Consider the following 23487-nt stretch of genomic DNA (forward strand, 5'->3'; position numbering starts at 1 on the left):
CGCCTCCACCCGAGCCTCCAGCAGGCCGTGACGCCGTCCAGACAGGGAGCTCGAACCGTGAAGACGCCGACATCCACCAGGCACACCGCCTTGGGGCTGTTCGGCGTCGTCGTCGTTCTCGCCACGTCTGCGGACGCCGCGAAGACGGTCGCCCCGGGCGTGCTGCTCGCGGCCCCGGTGCTGCGCTCGGTGCCGGCCGACCCGACCTCGACGGTGACCAACACGGTCGCGTGGATCCACCCCCGGCCCGGGGTGGGCTTCCGCTGCACCACCGACGACCGCGACTGGTTCCCCTGCACCTCACCGCTGACGTGGGAGCTGGACCCGGCGACGGACGGTCGTCACACGTTCTCGGTGCGCGCCGTCGACGCCTCCGGCCGCGAGTCCCTCCCGGCCCGCTACACGTTCGCCTACCGGGACGCGCTGCGTGCCTCCAGTGTGCGGCTCACGGTGACGGGCAGCGTCGACGGTCTCGCTCCCGGTGTCTGGGTCCCGGTGCCGGTCCGCGTCAGCAACCCGGGACCCGTCCCGGTGCACCTCACCTCGCTCGAGCTCCACGTCGCGGCCGACAGCACACCGCCCGGGTGCTCGGCCGCGACGAACCTCGAGGTGCGGCAGCCGCAGGTCACCGGCGGCGACCGGGTGCTCGTCCCGGCGCGCTCGACCGTCACCCTGCCGGTCGCGGGAACCGCCCCGGCGGCGATCCGTCTGCGTGACCTACCCACGGTCAACCAGGACGTCTGTAAGGCCAAGAGCTTCGCGCTCAGCTGGTCCGGGACGGCGGAGCACTGATGCCGCACCGGACGACCCCGAAGACGCGCGCACGCCGTGCCGCCCCGAGCCGCGGCGTGCGCGCCCTTCACGTCGGCCTCCTGCTGACCGTCCTCATGACCGTGTCGGGGACCGCCTGGGCCGCCTGGTCTACGGCGGGTGGCGGGACGGGCAGCGGGTCCACGGGCACCCTCTCGGCGCCGTCGGCCGTCACGGCGACCGCCGCCGGCGGGGGCTCAAGCGTCTCCGTGTCCTGGAGCGCCCCGTCCACCGGGGTCGCGCCCGCGGGATACCGCGTGGACCGCACCGACACCACGTCCGGGACCATCGCCGGGGCCTGTGGCTCGTCGAGCACGTCACTCGTCACCGGTACCTCGTGCACCGACGCGTCGGTGCCCGACGGCACCTACCGCTACACGGTCGTGGCGATCCGCTCGGGATGGACGGCCACGAGCGCCACGAGCGCCGCGGTCACGGTCCGCGCCGCGGTGTCCACGACCACGACCCTCGCCTCGTCGGCCACCCCGTCGGTCGTCGGACAGACGGTGACCCTCACCGCGACGGTCACCGCAGGAAACGGCACGCCGACGGGCACGGTCGTCTTCCGCGACGGCGGGTCCGCCATCTCGTGCAGCGGCGGCACCCAGACGCTCGGCTCCGGCACGGCCACCTGCTCGACGACCTGGTCGAGCGCCGGTACACGCAGCCTCACCGCCGCGTATGCCGGGTCGGCGCCCTACGCTGCGTCGTCCTCGTCCGTCGTGGGCCAGGTCGTCAACGCCGCCTCGACGACCACGAGGGTGGCCTCCTCGACGAGCCCGTCGGTCGTCGGCCAGTCCGTGACCTACACCGCGACGGTGTCGGCACCGGCCCCCGGGGGCGGCGTACCGTCCGGCACCGTCACCTTCCGTGACGGCGGGTCCACGATCACGTGCGCCGGGGGCGCCACCCAGACCTTGAGCTCGGGGACGGCGACGTGCGTCGTGGCGTCCGGGTCGGCAGGAACGCACAGCATCACGGCGGTCTACGCCGGCTCGACCAACCACATCGCCTCCACCTCGTCGGCGACGAGCCAGGTCGTCAACCCCGCCTCGACGACGACGAGCCTGACGAGCTCGGCCGGCAGCGTGACGCCCGGCCAGAGCCTCATCTTGACGGCCACCGTGGTCGCGGTCGCGCCCGGAGGGGGAGTACCCACGGGTTCGGTCACCTTCAAGGACGGCGCCACCACCCTGTCGTGCGCCTCCGGAACGCAGACGCTCGACGCCTCCGGGGTGGCTACCTGCACGACGTCGTTCGCCACGACGGGCTCGCGGACGATCACGGCCACGTATGCCGGTAGCTCGAACTACGGGACGTCCACGTCCGCCGGGGTGTCCGAGTCTGTCGTCAACGCCTCGGCATCGGGGCTCGGCTTCTCGGGGGTCACCGTGGACGGCAGTGCCCAGACGCCGACCTGCACCGGCACTCCCGGCTCGGGGTACAGCTGCTCCGTCACGGGCGGCAACAACGCCGTCCTGTCCGCGACGGTCGGTTTCGTGGACAGGGCGGGCAACCCCGTCGCCTACAACTCGGCGACGGAGACCATCTCGTGGACGACCACGGGCAAGACGGCCGGGAGCGGCACCGTCACCGTCGCACCCAACACGACGACCTCGACCAGCAGCGTCTCGGCGACGAAGAAGGGCAGCAACCCGGCATCCATCACGGTGACCTTCAAGACCGCGGCCGGCGCCACGTGGAGCGCGACCCTCAACCTGAGCTGACCACCTCGTGCGCTCGACGGCCCCGGTCCCGTGGGTGTCAGGACGAGGTCACCTCGACGTCAGGCGCGACCGGGCCTCGGCGCGGGTGGTCGGAGGCGGCGGCCCGTCCGCTGCCCGCACGAGGTCGGCCGCCGTCGGTCGGCCGGCCTCCGGGGCGCCGCGGTCCGACGGGGCCGCACCGGTCTCGGGGGCGGCTGCCGGTGTGGCGACGCTGGCGCCGCCGACCGTGAGCGCGGCGATGGCCGTCGTGACGGGCACCGCGAGGACGAGTCCGATCGCGCTCGAGAGGGTCCGCACGATCTCCTCCGACAGCGACTCCGTCTGGAGCATCTCGAGCACGGGACGGTCGTAGAGGAAGATGAGCAGCAGCACCGGGAGGGCGGCGCCGGCATACGCGAAGACGATCGTGTAGATCGTCGAGGCGATGTGGTCGCGTCCGATGCGCATCCCCGACCGGAACAGCTCACGGCGTCCCATCGACGGCGCGGCCGCACGCAGCTCCCACACGGCCGACGACTGGGTGATGGTCACGTCGTTGAGCACGCCGAGCCCGGCCACGATGATCGCGCACGTCAGCAGCTCGCGGGGGTTCATCGTCGTGACGAACGACGCCAGCGTGGCGCCCTCGTCGTTGGCGACGCCGCTCAAGCGCGCCATGTCGACGGCCAGCAGGCCCAGGCCGGCGGTGATGCCCACACCGAAGAGCGTGCCCGCGAGGGCCGTGCTCGTGCGCACCGACAACCCGTGGGCGAGGTAGAGGACGACGAACATGATGGCCGACGAGCCGATGAGGGCCACGAGCAGGCCGGACTGCCCCTCGAGGAGGGCCGGCAGCATGAACCTGGCGACGACGAGCCCGCCGAAGCCGAGGCCGGCCAGGGCGAGCACGCCACGCCACCGCGCCACGGCGGCCACGACGACGAGGAAGAGGGCCAGCATCAACGACAGGGGAGCGCCGCGCTGGACCTGGAGGAAGGAGTAGGTCTCGGACTGACCGTTCTGAGCCGGTGTCCGCAGCAGCTGGACGCTGTCGCCCTCGCGCAGCCCCGAGAGCGAGACCGCGGGAGGCACCTGCACCGACACCGTCGGCCGCACGTCCCCCGAGGTCGGACTGGGCTGCGCCAGCTGCACGGTGATCGCGCCGCACGCCGCTGGCGCATCACCCACGCCGCCCGACGGTCCCGACGAAGCCTGGCCGCTCGACCCGGCTCCGGGGCAGACCGGGAGGACCCTCTGCACCTCGGCGACGGGCAGGGTGACCCCGGGGGCCGCGAAGTCGGTCGTGCCCACGCTGCTGGAGGAGGCCTGCGCGTCGCCGGGCCAGTAGCGCACGATGCCGTAGACCGTGGCAGCCGCGGCCAGGACGAGCACGAGCGTCAGCCCCACCCGGGCGAGCGTGCTGACGGCGACGTGGCCCGAGGCGCCACGGTCGGCATGCGAATGCGTGTGCGAGTGTCCGCCGGGCATGGTGCCGAGTGTGCCAGAGCCTCGGTCGCGAGGCGGGTCGCGCCATCGCGCCCCAGCCGTGTCCGGATCGATGCCGAAGGCGCGCATCGGCCCTCCGGGGCGGCCGTTAGGCTAGCCGCCGTGGAGGTCGAGAGCACGGGAGAGCGCGAGCACGTCGTGACGGAGCGACTCCTGACGATCCCCAACGTGCTGTCCGTGCTGCGTCTCGTGGGAGTGCCCGTCTTCCTCTGGGCCATCCTGTCCGAGCGAGACGGGCTCGCCTTCCTGCTGCTGCTCCTGTCCGGCGTCACGGACTACCTCGACGGCAAGATCGCCCGACAGTTCAACATGGAGAGCCGTCTCGGCCAGTTGCTCGATCCCGTCGCCGACCGGCTCTACATCCTCGCGACGCTCTTCGGACTCGTGTGGCGCGACCTCATCCCGGTCTGGCTGGTCGCGGTGATCCTCGCCCGCGAGGTCGTCATGGCCCTCATGCTGGCGTTCCTGCGCACCCGGGGACAGCTCGGCCTGCCCGTGCACTTCGTCGGCAAGGCCGCGACCTTCAACCTGCTCTACGCCTTCCCGCTCCTGCTGCTCGCGCACCGCGATGACTGGCTGGGCGCCCTGGCCCGCCCGATCGGGTGGGGCTTCGCGTGGTGGGGCGTCGTGCTCTACTGGCTCGCCGCGGTGCTGTATGCCGTGCACGCCAGGATCGTGCTCGGGCGGGCTCCGCGGACGGTGACGTCGTGATCGCCCCCCGTCGCCCGGACGAGTCGATGACGCTGCTGACGACGATGATGGAGCGTCCGCTCGACGCCGGCTACCAGGAGGCTGCCGACCGTCGGGCCGCGGCCGGCCTGCCCCCCGCGACGTCGACACGCACGGTGCTCGTCGTCGTGCTCGCGATCCTCGCCGGATTCCTCTTCGCCGTCGCGGCCCAGTCGCTGCGCCCCAAGCCCACGGCGGCCGTCGCGGTCAAGAAGGTGCTCGTCACCCGCATCGAGACCCTGCAGAAGCACGGGAGCGACCAGGAGGCCAGGGTCGCGGCACTCGGCAAGCAGGTCCGCGACCTGGAGGCCCTGGCGCTGCAGCAGTCCGGCGGCCCGGACCTGACCGCCCAGATCAAGGACCTCGAGGTCCAGGCGGCCGCGGTCCCGCTCAAGGGGCCAGGGGTCACCCTGACCGTCGACGACGCGGCCTCGACGGTGGCCGACGGCACCGCCGGCAGCCGGCCCAGCAGCGGTTTCGAGGACGGCAGGGTCACCTCGGCCGACCTGCAGATCATCGTCAACGGGCTCTGGGGCTCGGGCGCCGAGGCGATCTCCATCAACGGCCACCGGCTCAGCTCGACGGCCGCCATCCGCTTCGCGGGGCAGGCCATCATCGTCGACTTCCGGCCCCTCTCGCGGCCCTACGTCATCACGGCGCTCGGCGACCCGCAGGGCATCCAGCAGCTCTTCGAGCCGTCCTTCGCCGGGCTCTACCTCTCCCAGCTGACCGACCAGTACAAGATCCGGTCGGTCATGGCGGGCGCCGACTCGCTGACCGTGCCGGGCGACTCGTCGGCACGGCTCGAGGTCGCGCAACCCATCGGTCCGACCGTAGGCTCGACGGCGCCCGCACCACCCGCGCTGCGGTCCGGCTCCAGCACCCCTCAGGGGAGCGGGGGAGCCAGCAGCACGCCGACGGGCACGAGCAGCTCGAGCCGGCTCACGCCCTCGGCACCCGCCAGCAGCGCCGCCCAGGGCACCGGAAGCCCGGCGTCCCCGACCAGTCAGGAGAACCCATCGTGATCCCCGTTCTCGGCCTCTTGGCCGGACTCGCGGTGGGACTCTTCCTCGACCCGTCGGTACCGGTGTGGCTCCAGCCCTACCTGCCGATCGCCGTCATCGCGGCCCTCGACGCCGTCTTCGGCGCGATCCGGGCCATCCTCGACGGCATCTTCAACGACAAGGTCTTCGTCGTGTCGTTCCTGTCGAACGTCGTCGTCGCGGCGTTCATCGTCTTCCTCGGCGACCAGCTCGGCGTCGGTGCCCAGCTGTCCACCGGTGTGGTCGTCGTCCTCGGCGTGCGGATCTTCTCCAACGTGGCCTCGATCCGCCGGCACCTGTTCAAGGCCTGAGCATGGCAAAGCGCAAGAAGGGTCGTCCCGCACAGCCCGACGTCGAGCCGGACGCCACGGTCGTCCCCGGCGGGAGCCTCCCCGACGCGTCCACGAGCCATGACGCCGACGCCGACGCTGATGCCGCGTACCCCACGACACCGGACCCCACGCCCGCAATCCCGCCCGTCGACGTGGCGGACGAGCCCGGTCCGGAGCCCGAGACGCCCTCCGTGCCGGACTCCGCGCACGCCCCGGACCGGGCACCGACCGCCCCACGGGCACCCGTCTTCGGCACGGGCCTCGACGACGGCGCCGAGGTGGACTTCACCTCCTCGGTGGCGCGCGAGTCCGGGACGAGCCGAGTCCCCGTCGAGGGCGGTGCCGCGTGGAGGCGCCTGCTGAGGATGAGCCGCCCACGGGCGACCCGCGCGAACCTCCTCGGGGCCCTGCTCGCCGTCCTGCTGGGCGCCGGCATCGCGGCCCAGGTGCAGCTGACCAACCAGAGGGGCCTCGACGAGCTGAGCCAGAGCGACCTCGTGCGCCTCCTCGACGACGTCTCGGTGCGCTCGTCGCGCCTCGACCAGCAGGTCCGCGAGCTCGAAGCCACCCGGGACCGGCTCAAGAACGGAACGGGCACGGCGGCCGAGGCCCTGGACCAGGCGCAGAAGCGCGTCGACACCCTCGGCATCCTGGCCGGCACGTTGGCTGCCAAGGGGCCCGGGATCACGCTGCGCGTCACCGACCCGACCAAGACCGTGACCGGTCCGATCGTCCTCGACATCATCGAGGAGCTGCGTGACGCGGGTGCGGAGTCCATCGACGTCGGAGGCGTCCGGGTCGTCGCGTCCTCGTACGTGGGGGACCGCGGTGGCCAGCTCGTGGTCGACGGGGTCACGGTGCCGCGCCCCCTCGTCATCAAGGTCATCGGCGACTCCAAGACCCTCTCGTCAGCCATGACCATCCCCGGTGGCATCGTCGAGTCGGTCCGCCAGAAGGGCGCCGAGGCGGTGGTGACCGAGTCGAGCCTCATCGAGATCACCTCGGTCCACCGGCCCGTCGAGATGACCCACGCCAAGCCGGTCGAGTGACGCTCCGGGCGCCGGCGACGCACTCGAGCCGGCGCACCGGCGGACCAGCAGGGAGTTCACAGCGCACTCACCGACCCCACTTCCTGCGCGTGCGGCGCCGGCATGGCATCCTCTGGGGTGCCGCGACATCGTCCGCGGCAGCCCGCACGGCAGGACTCGCGGCCACGACGACCCTCAGACCGTGGCCGCACACCGACGAAGGAGCGACATGAGCGACCTGGACTACCCCTCCGACCTGCGCTACACCACCGACCACGAGTGGGTCCGCGTCGGCGACGACGGAGTCGTCCGCATCGGCATCACCGCCTTCGCGCAGGACGCCCTCGGCGACGTCGTCTACGTCTCGCTCCCGGCGGTCGGCGACACGGTCGCGCCGGGCGACTCCTGTGGCGAGGTCGAGTCGACGAAGTCGGTGAGCGACGTCTACGCCCCGCTCGAGGGCGAGGTCACCGCGACCAACGCCGCCCTCGACGCCTCACCCGAGCTGATCAACTCCGACCCCTACGGCGAGGGCTGGATGTTCGAGCTGCGCCTCGCCGACGCCTCGTCCGTCGACGGACTCATGGACGCCGCGGCCTACACGGCTTCGCTGTCCTGACCCACCAGCAGCACCCGAGGGCATCCGTACGCGGTGGATCCGGGCAGGAGAAGCACCTGCCCGGTCTACTAGAGTGGCTGCACCCGAATCCGCCCGCACCACAGAGGAGGACCGCATGTCGAGCAACCTGCCCGACCCCGACGACATGAACGTCGAACCCCGCACCATGCGGTTCCAGGGCGTGCCGTCGCAGGACAGCGACCACGTCGACAGCGTCGCACCCCGAGGCCTCACGGCCGAGGACCAGGCCACGATCGACGCGCTGCGACCGGGCACGGCGCTGCTCGTCGTGCTCCGGGGTCCCAACACCGGCGCCCGCTTCCTGCTCGACGACCAGCAGGTCGCCGCGGGCCGCCACCCCGACTCGGACATCTTCCTCGACGACGTCACCGTCTCGCGCAAGCACGCCCTCTTCGTCGCCCAGGGCGGCGGCTACCTCGTCCGTGACGCGGGCTCCCTCAACGGCACCTACGTCAACCGGCAGCGCATCGACGAGGCACCCCTCCAGCTCGGCGACGAGGTCCAGATCGGCAAGTTCCGACTCGTGTACTACTCGTCCGGAGCGCCCCAGCCCACCACGGCATGACCGCAGGCTCGGCGGCGGGTGAAGCGGGCGGCACCGCCCCCCGACGCCTGACGATCGGGAAGGTCCTCGCGGCCCTGTCCGAGGACTTCCCGGACGTCACGGCCTCGAAGATCCGCTTCCTCGAGGCCGAGGGTCTCGTCCTCCCGCACCGCACCGCCTCCGGCTACCGCACCTACACCGACGACGACGTGCGCCGACTGCGCTACGTCCTCACCGCCCAGCGGGACCGCTACTGGCCGCTCAAGGTCATCCGGGACGCCCTCGACGCCCTCGACCGCGGCCTGTCCGAGCCGGGGGACGACCCCGGCGGCCGGCCCCAGCCACCCGCGCCGGGTGTGGACCCCGAGGTGCCCCGACCCGCCGACCTCCTCCCACGCCCCGCCGTGGCCCTGACCGGGCCCGAGCTGCGGGAGGCCACCGGCATCGACCGCGCCACGATGCACGCCCTGGAGACCTACGGGCTGCTCCAGCCGGACGAGCGGGGACACTTCGGCCACGAGGCGCTCTCGGTCGCCGCCGCCGCGCGCACGCTCGCCGAGCACGGGCTCGAGCCCCGCCACCTGCGCCCCTTCCGCACCGCGGCCGACCGGGAGGTCGGGCTCGTCGACCAGGTGCTGGCCACCCGACGGGGGAGCGGCAGCCGCGAGGACCGGGCCGCCGAGATCGCCGCCGCCTGCATCGCGCTGCACGCCGCGCTCGTCCGGGCCGGGCTCGCCCGCTGAGGGCCGTCCGCCGCGGTCACGGGCCGGGGTACGGTGGAGGAGTGAGAGAGGTCGATGTCCTGGGCGTCCGCGTCGAGATGCCCACGAACCACCCGATCGTGCTGCTCCGGGAGCGGGACGGGGGGCGATACCTGCCGATCTGGATCGGGGCGGCCGAGGCCGCGGCGATCACCTACGCACAGCAGGGGGTCGTGCCCCCGCGTCCGCTGACCCACGACCTCATGCGCGACCTGCTGGCCGTGCTCGGCCACGAGCTGACCGAGGTGCGCATCGTCGCTCTCAAGGACTCCGTCTTCCACGCCGCGCTCATCATCGACGGCAAGGTCGAGGTGGGCTCGCGGGCCAGTGACGCCATCGCGCTCGCGCTGCGCACCGGGGCCAAGGTGCTCGTCGAACCGGCCATCCTCGACGAGGCCGCCATCGTCGTCTCGTCCGAGGAGGACGACGAGGTCGAGCGGTTCAAGGAGTTCCTCGACCACGTGTCGGCCGAGGACTTCGAGGGCCCCTCGCCCGAGTCGCAGGAGCCCGGGGACCGCCCGGACCTGCCGGACCGCCCGGACTGAGGGTCCCACCCTCACATCTATGACCTTCAGGTAGACCTCGAAGGTTGCTTCCGACCTCCGACACGCCGCCGCTGCAGGCCCGGGGTGATTGACCGCAGCCGGACCGCGGCCTACCTTCGGAGAACGACGTGACTGTAGTTATCTGGATGTCGTCTGCACGTCCGCACCACCGCGGATCGCAGCTTGAGCACGAGGAGGACGGCATGGCCGCCATCGAGGACGCGCGCGACACCGGTCGGGCCCTGCCCGTCGGGTCCCAGGGCCTGCTGTTCACCGACGACCTGCCCGAGCTCGACGTCGACAGCGGCTACCGCGGGCCGACGGCCTGCAAGGCCGCCGGCATCACCTACCGCCAGCTGGACTACTGGGCCCGCACCGGCCTCGTGGAGCCCTCGGTGCGCAGCGCGACCGGATCCGGCACGCAGCGGCTCTACGGCTTCCGCGACATCCTCGTGCTCAAGGTCGTCAAGCGCCTGCTCGACACCGGGGTCTCCCTCCAGCAGATCCGTGTCGCCATCAGCCACCTGCGGGAGCGCGGCGTCGAGGACCTCGCCCAGATCACCCTGATGAGCGACGGCGCCTCCGTCTACGAGTGCACCTCCGCCGACGAGGTCATCGACCTCGTCCAGGGCGGGCAGGGCGTCTTCGGCATCGCCGTCGGACGCGTCTGGCGCGAGGTCGAGGGCGAGCTGGCCCACCTGCCCAGCGAGCGGGCCGACGAGGACCTCTCGCTCGAGCACCCCGACGACGAGCTGACCGCGCGCCGGCAGGCCCGCCGGATGGCCTGACCGCCTCCCACCGCCTGACCCAGCAGCTCCCGACACGGCCCGACCGGACGACCCGGACGGGCCGTTCGCATGTCGGGGGAGCCCGCTCCTGCTGGTAGATTCGGCAGTGCCGATCGACCCTGCGTGGGAGAGTCCTCGGGGTGCGCTGCACCTGCGAGGCGCCGAAGGGGCAACATCCCCGGAACCTCTCAGGCGCCAGGACCATGCGGGTGAGGCAACTCTGGAGAGCCCCGGTGCGGGCTCGACAGACGGGGAGCGTGTGTCGTCCGCTCGAACCCGTCAGGAGCCCGCATGTCGATCGACCACCTCGTGCCCGTCACCACCGGAACGTCCACCGAGACGGTGATGGCCGACTTCGTCAGCCGCCACGTCGGGCCGGCCGGCGACGACGTGCGCCACATGCTCGAGGTGGTGGGCCAGCCCAGCCTCGATGCCATGTGTGACCGCGCCATCCCCGGCGCGATCCGCTCCGAGTCCCCCCTGCGGGTCGAGGCGGCCGCGAGCGAGAGCGCCGTCATCGAGGAGCTGCGCGGGTTCGCCTCACGCAACACCGTGCTGACCTCTCTCATCGGGCTCGGCTACTACGGCACGGTGACCCCGCCGGTCGTGCGCCGCAACGTGCTCGAGAACCCCGCCTGGTACACCGCCTACACGCCCTACCAGCCGGAGATCTCCCAGGGCCGCCTCGAGGCGCTGCTCAACTTCCAGACCGTCATCACCGACCTGACCGGCCTCGACGTCGCAGGCTCGTCCCTGCTCGACGAGTCGACGGCCGCGGCCGAGGCGATGTCGCTCATGCGGCGGGCGAGCAAGGCGCCGGCCGATGCCGTCGTGCTCGTCGACGAGCGCCTCTTCCCCCAGACGATCGCCGTCATGCGTACCCGCGCCGAGGCGCTGGGACTGCCCCTGGCCGTCGCCGACCTGCGTGCCGTCAGCGACGCGGACTCGCTCTCGGCCGCCGCCGGCGGCAAGGCGGTCGTGGGCGCGATGGTGCAGTACCCCGACGCCACGGGCGAGCTCGTCGACTGGGCGCCGCTGACCGCCGCCGTCCACGACGCCAAGGGTCTCGTCACGGCCTGCGCCGACCTGCTCGCCCTCACCCTGGCCGCGGCGCCCGGCGAGTGGGGCGCCGACATCGCCGTCGGGAGCGCCCAGCGCTTCGGCGTCCCGATGGGCTTCGGTGGTCCGCACGCCGGCTACATGGCCGTCCACCGCGGCCTCGAGCGACAGATCCCCGGACGCCTCGTCGGCGTCTCCGTCGACGCGGAGGGACACCAGGCCTACCGTCTGGCCCTCCAGACGCGCGAGCAGCACATCCGCCGTGAGAAGGCGACGTCCAACATCTGCACCGCGCAGGTCCTCCTCGCCGTCATGGCGAGCATGTATGCCGTGTGGCACGGTCCCGCGGGTCTCGTGGCCATCGCGCAGCGGGTCGCAGGACTCACGACCGCTCTTCGCCGCGCCCTCGTCGACGGGGGCCTCGAGGTCGAGACGACGTCGTTCTTCGACACCGTCACCGTCGTCGTCCCCGGTCGTGCCGACGAGGTCACGGCGCGCTTCGCCGAGAACGGGATCAACGTCTGGCGCGTCGACGCGGACCGCTTCTCGGTCAGCCTCGACGAGACGTCCACGCCGGCGACGGCGCAGGCCGTTCTCGACGTCCTCGGCGTGAAGGGCTCCGACGGCGCGCTCCCCGGTGCCGGCGGCACGGGAGCGCACGGCATACCTCAGGCCCTGGTGCGCACGACCGACTTCCTCACCCACCCCGTCTTCCACGCGCACCACTCCGAGACGGCGATGCTGCGCTACCTGCGGCGGCTCTCCGACCGGGACTTCGCGCTCGACCGCGGCATGATCCCGCTCGGGTCGTGCACCATGAAGCTCAACGCCACCACCGAGATGGAGGCGGTGACCTGGCCCGAGTTCGCGAACCTCCACCCGTTCGCACCGGCCGAGCAGACCGTCGGCATCCGTGCCCTCATCGACGACCTGTCTGCCTGGCTGTGCGAGATCACCGGCTACGACGCCGTATCGCTCCAGCCCAACGCCGGCTCCCAGGGCGAGTTCGCGGGGCTCCTCGCCATCCACGCCTACCACCAGGCGCGCGGCGAGGGTCACCGTCGCGTCTGCCTCATCCCGGCGAGCGCCCACGGCACCAACGCGGCCTCGGCCGTCATGGCCGGGCTCAAGGTCGTCGTCGTCAAGACCGCCGCCGGCGGCACGGTCGACATGGACGACCTGCGCGCCAAGGTCGAGGCACACCGCGACGACCTCGCGGCGATCATGGTGACCTACCCGTCGACGCACGGCGTCTACGAGGACACCATCACCGAGCTGTGCGAGCTCGTCCACGAGGCCGGCGGCCAGGTCTACGTCGACGGGGCCAACCTCAACGCCCTCGTCGGCCTGGCGCAGCCGGGCAGGTTCGGCGCCGACGTCAGCCACCTCAACCTCCACAAGACCTTCTGCATCCCGCACGGTGGTGGCGGTCCTGGCGTCGGGCCGGTCGCGGTCCGGGCCCACCTCGCGCCGCACCTGCCCAACCACCCGCTCGCCGCAGAGGCCGGGCCCGAGTCCGGTGTCGGGCCGGTGTCGGCCGCGCCCTACGGCTCGGCGAGCATCCTGCCGATCTCGTGGGCCTACGTGCGGCTCATGGGCGGCGAGGGCCTGCGCCACGCCACCCAGATGGCCGTCCTCGGCGCCAACTACATCGCGGCCCGGCTGCGCGAGCACTACCCGGTGCTCTACTCCGGCCACGACGGCCTCGTCGCGCACGAGTGCATCCTCGACGTCCGTCAGATCACGGCCGAGACGGGCGTGACGGTCGACGACATCGCCAAGCGCCTCGTCGACTACGGCTTCCACGCCCCGACGATGAGCTTCCCCGTCGCGGGCACCCTCATGGTCGAGCCGACCGAGTCGGAGAACCTCTACGAGCTCGACCGCTTCTGCGACGCGATGATCGCGATCCGCGGCGAGATCGAGGCGATCCGGGCCGGCGAGGTGGCCGTCGGCGACAGCATGCTGCGCCACGCCCCGCACACGGCGCTCAACATCGCGGGGGAGTGGGACCACCCCTACGACCGCACGGCGGCGGCCTTCCCGGTCGGCGTCCACGCCGCCGACAAGTACTGGCCGCCGGTGAGCCGCATCGACGGCGCCTACGGCGACCGCAACCTCGTCTGCTCGTGCCCGCCGCCGGAGGCCTTCGAGGGCTGAGGCGGGGCCGACGGGGCGGTCATCGGCCGGGGCGCGACCCACCCTGCCGATGCCCGCTCCGTGCCCGCTCCGTGCCCGCCCCTCGCGTCGGGCGCGCGAGTGTGGTTGTCTCCTCACGTGGGAGCCGACGTCGAGCAGGCCAGATACACCCGCGAGCAGCGGCAGCAGTACCGCGAGAAGGTGCGGCGCGACCTCGACGTGTTCGAGCGCATGCTCGGCAAGAGCGAGTTCGAGTTCGACCGACCCATGACGGGTCTCGAGATCGAGCTCAACCTCGTCAACGAGGACCTCGGCCCCAAGCTCGACAACAAGACGGTGCTCGAGCAGATCGCCGACGAGGACTACCAGACCGAGCTGGCCCGCTACAACATCGAGCTCAACGTCCACCCGCGCCCCCTCCCGGGTGACTCGGCCATCGAGCTCGAGCAGCTGCTGCGCGAGTCCCTCAACCGCGCCTCGGCCAAGGCCGCCGAGGCCCACGCCGGGATCGTGGCCATCGGGATCCTGCCGACCGTCATGCCCGAGCACTTCGAGGGCGACTGGATCAGCGAGAACATCCGCTACGCCGCGCTCAACAACGCGGTCCTCGACGCCCGCGGCGAGGACGTCTGGCTCGAGCTGGAGGGACCGACCGGCGAGCGCATCGCCCGCTACTCCGACAGCCTCGCCCCGGAGTCGGCGTGCACCTCGATCCAGCTGCACCTGCAGGTCCAGCCCGAGCGGTTCGCCGACCACTGGAACGCCGCCCAGGTCCTCGCCGGACCCCAGCTCGCCCTCGGCGCCAACTCGCCCTTCTTCCTCGGCCAGCGCCTCTGGGCCGAGACGCGCATCCCCCTCTTCACCCAGGCCACCGACACGCGGTCGGTCGAGCTGAAGAACCAGGGGGTGCGCCCTCGGGTCTGGTTCGGCGAGCGGTGGATCACCTCGATCTTCGACCTCTTCGAGGAGAACGTCCGCTACTTCCCGGCGCTGCTGCCCGAGCTGTACGACGAGGAACCGGAGGAGGTCTTCGAGCGGGGCGAGGTGCCCGAGCTCAAGGAGCTGCGCCTGCACAACGGCACCGTCTACCGCTGGAACCGCCCGATCTACGACATCGTCGGCGGCCGACCGCACCTGCGGGTGGAGAACCGGGTGCTCCCCGCCGGCCCGAGCATCGCCGACGTCATGGCCAACGCCGCCTTCTACTACGGCACGATGCGTGTCCTCGCGGAGGAGGACCGCCCGGTCTGGACCCGGATGAGCTTCTCGGCCGCGGAGGCCAACTTCGAGGAGGGGGCGCGTCTCGGCATCGACGCCCGCACCTACTGGCCCGGCTTCGGCGACGTGCCGGCCGCCGAGCTCGTGCTGCGTCGCCTGCTCCCCATGGCCCACGAGGGCCTCGAGCGGTGGGGCGTGTCGTCGGCCGTGCGGGACCGCTTCCTGACGATCATCGAGCAGCGGTGCCTGCTCGGCGTCAACGGGGCGTCGTGGCAGACCGAGTGCGTGGCGCGGCTCGAGGCCCGGGGCCTGCCGCGCGACAAGGCGCTCCGCGAGATGCTCCGTCACTACATCGAGGGCATGATGGCCAACGAGCCGGTGCACACGTGGGAGCTACCCCGCGACTGACCTGACTGCGCCACCGGCCTCCTCGCGTGTGACGGGTGGCCCGGCACACGGCATACGGCATACGGCATACGGCATACGCGACGGTTTCGTCCGTGGTCAGTCCTCGGAGAGCAGCCGCCACGGGGAGAGGTTGTACATCCCCAGGCAGCGCGTCGAGCGGTGGTGCGTCAGCACGCTCATCGACCCGGCGTCGAGGACGAGCTGCTGGCCGAAGCGAGGGTCGACCCCCAGGAAGGTGGCGGTCAGCACCCGCAGGGCATGGCCGTGGCCGAAGAGCGCGACGTCGCCGTGCTCGAGGTCCGGCCACACCTTGTCGATGACCTGCTGGGCCCGGGCGGAGACCTCCTCGATGGTCTCGCCGGGGGTGACGCCGGGCTTGACCCCGTCGACGAAGACCTCCCAGGGGTGGCCGATCTCCGCGGTGATCTGCTTCGTCGTGATGCCCTCGTAGGCGCCGTAGTCCCACTCGCGCAGGAGCGGCTCGACCTCGAAGTCGCCGAGCCCCGCGAGCTCGGCCGTGCGCTTGGCGCGCTGCAGCGGCGAGACGAGGACCCGCTCGAAGCGGTGCTTGCGCAGCACGTCGGCGAGCTCACGTGCTGCTGCCTCGCCCTCGGGCAGCAGCGGCAGGTCGGTGGTGCCGGTGTGCTGGCCGCTCAGCGACCACTCCGTCTCGCCGTGCCGGAAGAGGTAGATGTTGCCGGGAACGACGCCGTCGGGGGTGGCCATGACCGCCACAGTATCGGCGAGCGCGTCCGTCGGTCCCCGCCGGTCACCGAGGTTCGGGCAGACTCGCTCCCATGGACCTCGCCTTCGAGCTGCTCAACGTCTTCTCCATCGCGGGCCGGCCCTTCTCGGGCAACCCGCTCTGCGTCTTCCCGGACGCCGCGGACCTGACCGACGAGGAGATGCAGGCGTGGGCGCGCCAGTTCAACCTCAGCGAGTCGACGTTCGTGACCTCGTCCGGCGGCAGCGCAGCGGGAGAGGTGGCGGAGGCGGACGTGCGCATCTTCACCCCCGACCACGAGATGCCGTTCGCCGGACACCCGACGCTCGGTACGGCCGAGGTCGTGGGCCGCGCGGCCGGCGCGGACACCGTCCAGCTGACCATGCCGGCCGGGGCCATCGGCGTCGTGAGGAGCGACGACGAGTGGCGGCTCACGGCCCGTCCGGCGAGCCTGCGCGCGGTGGACGCGAGCGGCGGGGATCTCGCCGCTGCACTCGGGGTCGAGGCCACGGCCGTCGTCCGCTCGGACGCGAGCTGGGTCGACGCGGGGGTGGAGCAGCTCGTCGTGCGCCTGGACCACGTCGACAGTGTCCGTGCCTGCCACCCGGACCCGGACCTCATGGTCGATCACCTGAGCTCTCCGGGACGACCTCCACACGTGTACGCGTGGGCCTGGAGCGGGCCGCGGAGCATCGAGGCGCGCCTCTTCCACACCCAGGGGCAGTCCGTCCTCGAGGACCCGGCCACCGGCTCGGCGTGCGCCAACCTCGGCGGCTGGCTCGTGGCGCAGGGCGCTCGCGACCTGTCGGTCGAGGTGAGCCAGGGCGCCGCGGTGGGTCGCCCGTCCCGGCTGCTGCTCGACCTCGACGTCGAGGGCGGCATCCACGTCGGTGGCCGGGTCGACCCCGTCGGACACGGCAGTGTCTCGCTCGCGAAGCGGGGAGCCTGAGCCGTGCCCACCTACATCGCCTTCCTCCGGGCCGTCAACGTCGGCCAGCGCTGGGTCAAGATGGAGCGACTGCGAGCACATCTGTCCGACAACGGGTTCGGCGACGTCGTCACCCACATCCAGAGCGGCAACGTCTGCGTCACGACGTCGCTGCGCAGCGTGCCGAAGGTCGAGGCGTCGTTGCGCAGCCTGATCAGCGACGAGTTCGGTTTCGACGTGCCCGTGGTCGTCCGCACCCCCGCCGAGCTGCGACGCACGGCGGCCGAGGCCGATGCCGTCGACTCGCCCCTCGGCGCGGACGCACGCCGCTACGTGACCTTCACGACGGGCGGGATCAGCACCGAGGGCGCGCAGGCGCTCGAGGCGTGGGACGTGCCCGGCGAACGGGTCGTCGTCCTCGGGGACGACGTGCTGCTCTTCCTCACCAAGCCCGCGCACCAGGCGAAGCTGACCAACGCGCGACTCGAGCGCCTGACGGGCGCGACGGGCACCGCGCGCGACATCAAGGTCGTGCGCGCGCTCGCCGAGAAGTGGGGAGGCTGAGGCGGCAGCCGCCGCAAGGGCCGACCAGCGCCCCGCGCCGACGTGGATGCCGGACCCGACGGCCGACGAGGTGACGGGCCGGTCAGAGGCGCGAGCGGCGGACGAGCTCGAAGCAGACGACGGCGGCGGCTGCGGAGACGTTGAGCGACTCGACGCCGGCTGCCATGGGGATCGACACCCACGTGTCGACGAGCCCGGCGACCTCGGGCGTGAGCCCGGCGGTCTCGCTCCCGAGGACGAAGGCCACCGGCTCGGGCAGGTGGGCGGCGAAGAGGTCGTCGTCACCGTCGGCGTCGAGCCCGACCACCCGGAAGCCGTGCTCCTTGAGGGAGGCCACGGCCTCGGCGGCCGTGAAGGCCTTGAGGATGGGGGCCCGGAACGCGACCCCGGCCGACGCCTTGACGACGAGCGGGTCGAGCGAGGCGACGCCCTTGCGCGGCACGACGATGCCGTCGACACCGGCGGCGGTGGCCGAGCGCAGGATCATGCCGACGTTGGCGGGCGTGGTGACGCCGTCGAGCACGAGGACCGCCCGCAACGACGACAGGTCCTGCTCGAGCGCGACGTCGAGGGGACGCATCCGCGGCGCCACGACGTCGGCGAAGACGCCCTGGTCCTGGCGCCCGTTGCCCGCGAGCTTCTTGACCCGCTCGGCGCTCGCGTGCTGCACCTCGACGCCGCGTCGGCGTGCAGCCTGCTGGATCTCGCGAAGACCGCTGCCGCGGGCGCCGTCGGCGATGACGACCTTGTCGACGTGGACCGCTTCGTCGAGGAGGACCTCGTGCACGGGGTTGCGTCCGTAGACCGTGATGAAGCGGTCCTTGGGGGAGATCTCTGCGCTCACCGCGACAGGATGTCACAGGGCGCCGGGGTCGCCGAGCCGCTCGGGAATGGGGGAGCGGGGCTCGGCGTTCGGTATGATTGAATCGTCAATCAAAAGGAGCTGGGACACATGCAGTTCGGGATCTTCACCGTCGGGGACGTCACCACCGACCCGACGACGGGACGCACGCCGACCGAGAACGAGCGCATCAAGGCCACGGTCGCCATCGCCCGCAAGGCGGAGGAGGTCGGACTGGACGTGTTCGCGACGGGGGAGCACCACAACCCGCCGTTCGCCGCGCCCGCCAACCCACCCGTCCTGCTCGCTGCCGTCGCGGCCCAGACCGAGCGTCTCGTCCTGTCCACGTCGACGACCCTCATCACGACGAACGACCCCGTCCGGATCGCCCAGGACTACGCCTACCTCCAGCACCTGAGCGACGGCCGCATGGACCTCATGCTCGGCCGCGGCAACACCGGCCCGGTCTACCCCTGGTTCGGCAAGGACATCCGCGACGGCATCCCGCTCGCCATCGAGAACTACGCGCTGCTGCACCGGCTGTGGCGCGAGGACGTCGTCAACTGGCAGGGCAAGTACCGGACCCCGCTGCAGGGCTTCACCTCGACGCCGCGTCCCCTCGACGGCGTGCCGCCGTTCGTGTGGCACGGCTCGATCCGCAGCCCCGAGATCGCCGAGCAGGCGGCCTACTACGGCGACGGCTTCTTCTCCAACCACATCTTCTGGCCGGCCAGCCACACCAAGCAGATGGTCGAGCTCTACCGCCGACGCTTCGAGCACTACGGCCACGGCAGCGCCGACCAGGCGATCGTCGGCCTCGGCGGTCAGGTCTTCATGCGCAGGAACAGCCAGGACGCCGTCCGCGAGTTCCGGCCCTACTTCGACAACGCGCCCGTCTACGGGCACGGACCCACGCTCGAGGAGTTCACGAGCCAGACGCCGCTCACCGTCGGTAGCCCGCAGGAGGTCATCGAGAGGACGCTGGCCTTCCGGGAGTACGCCGGCGACTACCAGCGCCAGCTGTGGCTGGTCGACCACGCCGGGCTCCCGCTCAAGACCGTCCTCGAGCAGCTCGACCTCCTCGGCGAAGAGGTCGTGCCGGTGCTCCGCAAGGAGTTCGCCGCGCTCAAGCCGGCGCACGTGCCGGACGCCCCGACCCACGCCGCGCGGGTCGCCGCCGCCGGCGGCGCGCGCGACACCACCGTCCACGCCGCCGCCGACGACGTCACCGGCGCCTCGCCCGAGCCGACCACCCTGGAGGTGACCTCATGACCACGCAGACCCCGTTCCACCTCGCCGTCGTCACGGCCGGCGTGACCCAGCCGTCCTCGACACGCCTGCTCGCCGACCGCCTCACCGAGGCGACGGTGCGGGCCCTCGCGCCGCTGGACGTCGTCGTCGAGGTCGTCGACGTGCGCGACGTCGCCCACGACCTGACGAACAACGTCCTCACCGGCTTCGCGTCGCCCGACCTGCAGGTGCGCCTCGACGCGATCACCGAGGCCGACGCCGTCGTCGTCGCGACACCCGTGTATGCCGCGTCGTACAGCGGGCTGTTCAAGATGCTCGTCGACGTGCTGCCCCAGGACGCGCTGCGCGACACCCCGGTGCTCCTCGGCGCGACCGGCGGCACGGCCCGCCACTCGCTGGCCATCGACCACGCGCTGCGGCCGCTCTTCGCCCACCTCGGCGCGCTCGTCGCCCCGGTCGCCGTGTTCGCGGCCAGTGAGGACTGGGGAAGTGTCGAGGCCGGTCGCCTCGGAGAGCGCATAGAGCGCGCCGGCACGGCCTTCGCGGCCCTGGTCCAGGGCTCGCCGCGCGCCGCCCGGGTCGACCCCTTCGCCCAGGTGACGCCCTTCGAGTCGATGCTGACCGACCTGCGGCACTGAGCCGGCAGCGCGCGACGAGGGAGACGACCGGGGTCGACGGCCCGGCAGCGACGGCCCGGTCGGGACCACGGTCCTGACCGGGCCGTCCTTCTGCACGACCAGAGGTACGGGAACGGGCACGGCTGCCGGTCCCGGCCGCGCGCCGGTGTCGGGCCCGGGCGTGCGCCACGGCAGACTCGGCACATGAGCTCGCCACGCGCGCAGCCGGCCCTGGCCCGTCGCCTGACCACCCGCGACGCCGCCTTCATCGGGGTTGGCTCGATGGTCGGCGCGGGCCTGTTCACCGCCTTCGCGCCCGCCGCCGCGGCCGCCGGGTCGTGGATGCTGGCGTCCCTCGGGATCGCCGCCGTCATCGCCTTCTGCAACGCCACGTCCTCGGCCCAGCTGGCCGCGCAGTACCCGACGTCGGGTGGCACCTACGTCTACGGCCGCGAACGCCTGGGGCCGTGGTGGGGGTTCGTCGCAGGCTGGGGCTTCGTCATCGGCAAGACCGCGGGCTGTGCGGCCATGGCACTGGCCGTCTCGGTGTACGTCGCGCCGCCGGCCTGGCAGCGTCCGCTCGCAGCGGCGGTCGTCGTCGCGCTCGTGACCGTGAACTACCGCGGCATCACCCGCACGGCTGCCCTGACCCGGGTGCTCGTCACCGTGGTGCTGCTCCTGCTGGCCCTCGTCCTGGCCGTCTCGGCGTCGCAGCTCTGGGGGCGTCCGGCACTCGACGGCGGCACCCCCCTTCCGGGTGCCGGCGGGTGGGACGGAGTCCTGCGGGGCGGCGCCCTGCTCTTCTTCGCCTTCGCGGGCTACGCGCGCGTGGCGACCCTGGGGGAGGATGTGCTCGACCCGGCGCGCGCCATCCCGCGCGCCATCGTGATGAGCTTCGCCGTCGTCGTGCCCCTCTATGCCGTCACCGCCGTACTCCTGCTCCACGTGCTCGGGCCGGGGGCCACGGCTTCGACGGGGGCGCCGCTGCACCAGCTCGCCGTGATGGTCCAGGGACCCGGCGGCTGGCTGGCCTGGGTCGTCTCCGCGGCGGCCGCGGTCGCAGCCCTCGGGGCCCTGCTGGCGCTCGTGGCGGGAGTGGGCCGCACGACGCTCGCGATGGCCCGGGAGGGTGACCTGCCGCGGGTCCTGGCCGCGGTGCACCCGCGATTCCACGTGCCGCACCGTGCCGAGCTGGCGCTCGGCGCCGTCGTCGTGGGGCTCGTGCTCGTCACCGACCTGCGGGGCGTCATCGGCTTCTCGTCCTTCGGCGTCCTGACCTACTACGCCGTCGCGAATGCCGCGGCCCTGACCCAGCACGCCCCCCACCGCCGCTACCCCCGGGCGCTCGCGACGCTGGGGCTCGTAGGGTGCGTGCTGCTCGCCCTGGCCGTCCTCGTGGGATCGCTCGTCTCGGGTGCGGCCGTCCTCGCGACAGGCGTGCTCGGCCGGTTCGTCGTCGTCCGTCGGCGGGCCGCCACGCCCTGACGACAGCCCGCCGACGACCTGACCGGGGCCGGGTCGGGTCGGGTCGACAGGCTCGGCCGACGAGCGTGGGCGCCGTCGTCGACACGCGGGGGAGTCCTCCCCATGGACCGACCGGGAAGCCCCACCTACCGTGGCCCCATCGTCGACAGGAGGCCGAAGTGCTCTACCGCAAGGGTGCAGACCCCGAAGCCCTCGAGCGCAGCGCGCGCGAGCTCACCGCGTGTGCGGCGGAGGTGGACGGCATCCGTTCGACGGGGAGCCGGGCGCTCGCCGCCATCGGACGCTCCTGGGGCGGGGACGACGCCCAGTCCGCCCAGGACAGCTGGCGCGCCACGTCGGCGTCACTCACGGCCCTGGGGTCCACGCTCGAGTCGATGTCCCGCCGGCTCACCGACAACGCCAGGTCGCAGCGCGGGGCCAGCCAGGCAGGAGCGGGAGCCCCGGGCCTGCCTGTCCCTCCTGCTCCGGGCCGGCCGTCGGCACTCCTCCCGTGGCTCGGTGGCGCCGTCGTGAGGCCGACGTCGTTCGCCGACCAGGCGCGCGGCACGTCACCGCGTCCCATCGACCTGACGCTGGCCGACATCGCCGACAACGTCTACCACCCGAGCCGGGTCGACGGCTGGAGCCCGCTCGACGCCGGCGAGCTCCGCACCCTCGGGATCGACCCTGCCGGGCTCCACACGCGAGACGGCTTCGACGCCGCCGTGTACCGCAATGCGGACGGCCGGTACGTCCTCGCGTACGCCGGCACGACGACGATGAGCGACTGGCGCACCAACGCGGAGCAGGGCGTCGGGCTGCCGAGCGAACAGCACCTGCGTGCCATCCACCTGGCACAGGACGTCTCGCGCTCCGTCGGGGCCGAGAACATGGTGATCACCGGCCACTCGCTCGGTGGTGGGCTCGCGAGCACGGCCTCGATCGCGACCGACGTCCCCGCCGTCACGTTCAACGCAGCCGGCGTCCACCCCCACACGGTGGCCGAGGCCCGGGAGCAGGGGGGCGCCGCCGCGGCCTACTCGCCGGACCAGATCCGCAACTACCACGTGCGGGGTGAGATGCTGACGACCCTGCAGAACCCCCTCGGGTCGTTCGTCGACCACGCGCCGCCGGTCGGTGACACGCCGCTCCCCAACGCCCTCGGCACCCAGATCGCGCTCGACCCCGCCCACGGCCCCGAGATCACGCCGTCGAGGTGGTCCGTGGTCGCCTCGACAGCAGCCCCGAACCTCGCCCCGGCCATCAGGGGGGTCGACGCCGGACTCGACCTGCTCGGCTGGTCCGTCGGCGCGCACTCGGGCAGCTCGGTCGTCGACGCCATGCAGGCGAGCGCCTACTTCGGCACGCGCTGACCAGCCACCGAGCGCTCAGCCCGCCGCGTGAGCGGCCCGGTCGGCCGCCTCGAGGTCGGTCGGCGTGGGCTCGACGACGTGGCCGGCATACGGCTCGGGGTGTCGTCGCAGGTACGCCTTGACGTAGGGGCACAGGGCGACGACGGAGCGCCCGGAGGCCACGGTCGCGTCGAGTGCCGTCGACGCCAGACGGGCGGCCAGTCCCCGACCCTCGTGGTCCGGGCGCACCTCGGTGTGGAAGAAGACGACACGCTCGCGTCCGTCCGCGCCACCGGCGGGGACGACGGCATAGCTCGCCACGCCGACCACCTCTCCCTGCTCGCGCAGCTCGTACCGGCCGTGGTCGACGCCGAGGGGATGGTCGACGACCTCGACACCGTCGGTGCCGTCGGTCCCTCCGGCCGTCCCGGGGACCGTTCCGGGGGCCGCCCCGCTCTGCTCCTCACCCGTGCGCTCGCTCATGCCTGCC

Annotated in this window: 23 protein-coding genes and 1 riboswitch; of the genes, 19 read left to right on the forward strand and 4 right to left on the reverse strand. The window is 72.5% G+C overall.

Annotated elements, in window-relative coordinates:
* Positions 1-57 precede the first annotated feature (57 nt).
* Entirely contained in the window at positions 58-792 is a 735-nt protein-coding gene (locus TAE01_RS11555; RefSeq protein ID WP_147066556.1) for a hypothetical protein, read from the forward strand.
* Positions 792-2537 carry an Ig-like domain-containing protein gene (locus tag TAE01_RS11560; protein WP_147066557.1) on the forward strand — a complete coding sequence of 582 codons (1746 nt, stop codon included), beginning with the start codon at positions 792-794 and terminating at the stop codon, positions 2535-2537. The genes TAE01_RS11555 and TAE01_RS11560 overlap by 1 nt, the downstream gene beginning before the upstream one ends.
* A gap of 48 nt (positions 2538-2585) precedes the next feature.
* Here the strand turns inward: TAE01_RS11560 and TAE01_RS11565 are convergent, their stop codons facing one another.
* A complete protein-coding gene (locus tag TAE01_RS11565) occupies positions 2586-4004 on the reverse strand; it encodes a YibE/F family protein (protein ID WP_147066558.1) in 1419 nt (472 codons plus the stop codon).
* Between the two features lie 120 nt (positions 4005-4124).
* Here TAE01_RS11565 and clsA point away from each other — a divergent pair, with 120 nt between their 5' ends.
* The 11 genes from clsA to TAE01_RS11620 all read left to right on the forward strand — a co-directional run bounded on the left by clsA (position 4125) and on the right by TAE01_RS11620 (position 15256).
* Positions 4125-4733, forward strand: coding sequence for a cardiolipin synthase ClsA (clsA, locus tag TAE01_RS11570; protein ID WP_222594116.1), 609 nt, complete (start codon positions 4125-4127; stop codon positions 4731-4733).
* Positions 4730-5776, forward strand: a complete 1047-nt coding sequence (locus TAE01_RS11575) for a DUF881 domain-containing protein (RefSeq protein WP_246111295.1) — start codon at positions 4730-4732, stop codon at positions 5774-5776. The genes clsA and TAE01_RS11575 overlap by 4 nt, the downstream gene beginning before the upstream one ends.
* The gene (locus tag TAE01_RS11580) at positions 5773-6105 is read left to right on the forward strand and encodes a small basic family protein (RefSeq protein ID WP_142185479.1); all 333 of its coding nucleotides are present in this window, start codon (positions 5773-5775) and stop codon (positions 6103-6105) included. The genes TAE01_RS11575 and TAE01_RS11580 overlap by 4 nt, the downstream gene beginning before the upstream one ends.
* A 2-nt stretch (positions 6106-6107) precedes the next feature.
* Positions 6108-7175, forward strand: coding sequence for a DUF881 domain-containing protein (locus tag TAE01_RS11585; protein WP_147066559.1), 1068 nt, complete (start codon positions 6108-6110; stop codon positions 7173-7175).
* 208 nt (positions 7176-7383) lie between these two features.
* The gene (gene gcvH / locus TAE01_RS11590; protein WP_147066560.1) at positions 7384-7773 is read left to right on the forward strand and encodes a glycine cleavage system protein GcvH; all 390 of its coding nucleotides are present in this window, start codon (positions 7384-7386) and stop codon (positions 7771-7773) included.
* Between the two features lie 115 nt (positions 7774-7888).
* Positions 7889-8359: an FHA domain-containing protein gene (locus tag TAE01_RS11595; protein ID WP_147066561.1), complete on the forward strand. Its 471-nt coding sequence runs from the start codon at positions 7889-7891 to the stop codon at positions 8357-8359.
* The gene (gene ftsR / locus TAE01_RS11600; protein WP_147066562.1) at positions 8356-9081 is read left to right on the forward strand and encodes a transcriptional regulator FtsR; all 726 of its coding nucleotides are present in this window, start codon (positions 8356-8358) and stop codon (positions 9079-9081) included. The genes TAE01_RS11595 and ftsR overlap by 4 nt, the downstream gene beginning before the upstream one ends.
* Positions 9082-9122: 41 nt before the next feature.
* The gene (locus TAE01_RS11605) at positions 9123-9644 is read left to right on the forward strand and encodes a bifunctional nuclease family protein (RefSeq protein ID WP_142177907.1); all 522 of its coding nucleotides are present in this window, start codon (positions 9123-9125) and stop codon (positions 9642-9644) included.
* A gap of 203 nt (positions 9645-9847) precedes the next feature.
* Positions 9848-10432, forward strand: coding sequence for a MerR family transcriptional regulator (locus TAE01_RS11610; protein ID WP_147066564.1), 585 nt, complete (start codon positions 9848-9850; stop codon positions 10430-10432).
* A 114-nt stretch (positions 10433-10546) separates the two neighbouring features.
* Positions 10547-10646, forward strand: a riboswitch (glycine riboswitch).
* Positions 10647-10723: 77 nt separating this feature from the next.
* The gene (gcvP, locus tag TAE01_RS11615) at positions 10724-13651 is read left to right on the forward strand and encodes an aminomethyl-transferring glycine dehydrogenase (protein ID WP_147066566.1); all 2928 of its coding nucleotides are present in this window, start codon (positions 10724-10726) and stop codon (positions 13649-13651) included.
* A 117-nt stretch (positions 13652-13768) separates the two neighbouring features.
* Positions 13769-15256: a glutamate-cysteine ligase family protein gene (locus TAE01_RS11620; protein ID WP_147066568.1), complete on the forward strand. Its 1488-nt coding sequence runs from the start codon at positions 13769-13771 to the stop codon at positions 15254-15256.
* A gap of 96 nt (positions 15257-15352) precedes the next feature.
* On the opposite strand, the gene TAE01_RS11625 is transcribed toward TAE01_RS11620, so the two are convergent.
* Complete coding sequence (locus TAE01_RS11625; RefSeq protein ID WP_147066570.1) at positions 15353-15982, reverse strand: histidine phosphatase family protein; 630 nt, start codon at positions 15980-15982, stop codon at positions 15353-15355.
* A 71-nt stretch (positions 15983-16053) separates the two neighbouring features.
* On the opposite strand from TAE01_RS11625, the gene TAE01_RS11630 reads away from it, so the two are divergent.
* Both TAE01_RS11630 and TAE01_RS11635 read left to right on the forward strand, forming a co-directional pair.
* Positions 16054-16929: a PhzF family phenazine biosynthesis protein gene (locus tag TAE01_RS11630; RefSeq protein WP_147066571.1), complete on the forward strand. Its 876-nt coding sequence runs from the start codon at positions 16054-16056 to the stop codon at positions 16927-16929.
* A 3-nt stretch (positions 16930-16932) separates the two neighbouring features.
* The gene (locus TAE01_RS11635; RefSeq protein ID WP_147066572.1) at positions 16933-17472 is read left to right on the forward strand and encodes a DUF1697 domain-containing protein; all 540 of its coding nucleotides are present in this window, start codon (positions 16933-16935) and stop codon (positions 17470-17472) included.
* A gap of 82 nt (positions 17473-17554) precedes the next feature.
* Here TAE01_RS11635 and TAE01_RS11640 read toward each other — a convergent pair whose 3' ends face one another.
* Positions 17555-18316, reverse strand: coding sequence for a TrmH family RNA methyltransferase (locus tag TAE01_RS11640; RefSeq protein ID WP_147066574.1), 762 nt, complete (start codon positions 18314-18316; stop codon positions 17555-17557).
* Between the two features lie 108 nt (positions 18317-18424).
* On the opposite strand from TAE01_RS11640, the gene TAE01_RS11645 reads away from it, so the two are divergent.
* From TAE01_RS11645 to TAE01_RS11660, 4 genes are all read left to right on the forward strand, one after another.
* Positions 18425-19585 (forward strand): LLM class flavin-dependent oxidoreductase, encoded by a 1161-nt coding sequence (locus TAE01_RS11645; protein WP_147066577.1) that lies wholly within the window; start codon positions 18425-18427, stop codon positions 19583-19585.
* On the forward strand, positions 19582-20202 hold the full coding sequence (locus tag TAE01_RS11650; RefSeq protein ID WP_147066579.1) for a CE1759 family FMN reductase: 621 nt from the start codon (positions 19582-19584) through the stop codon (positions 20200-20202). The genes TAE01_RS11645 and TAE01_RS11650 overlap by 4 nt, the downstream gene beginning before the upstream one ends.
* A 183-nt stretch (positions 20203-20385) precedes the next feature.
* The gene (locus tag TAE01_RS11655) at positions 20386-21666 is read left to right on the forward strand and encodes an APC family permease (protein WP_147066582.1); all 1281 of its coding nucleotides are present in this window, start codon (positions 20386-20388) and stop codon (positions 21664-21666) included.
* Between the two features lie 158 nt (positions 21667-21824).
* Entirely contained in the window at positions 21825-23018 is a 1194-nt protein-coding gene (locus TAE01_RS11660) for a Tle-like phospholipase domain-containing protein (RefSeq protein ID WP_186815159.1), read from the forward strand.
* A gap of 15 nt (positions 23019-23033) precedes the next feature.
* On the opposite strand, the gene TAE01_RS11665 is transcribed toward TAE01_RS11660, so the two are convergent.
* Complete coding sequence (locus TAE01_RS11665; protein WP_147066586.1) at positions 23034-23480, reverse strand: GNAT family N-acetyltransferase; 447 nt, start codon at positions 23478-23480, stop codon at positions 23034-23036.
* Positions 23481-23487 lie beyond the last annotated feature (7 nt).

This window comes from Terrabacter aerolatus (genome assembly GCF_007991735.1).
GTDB lineage: Bacteria > Actinomycetota > Actinomycetes > Actinomycetales > Dermatophilaceae > Terrabacter > Terrabacter aerolatus.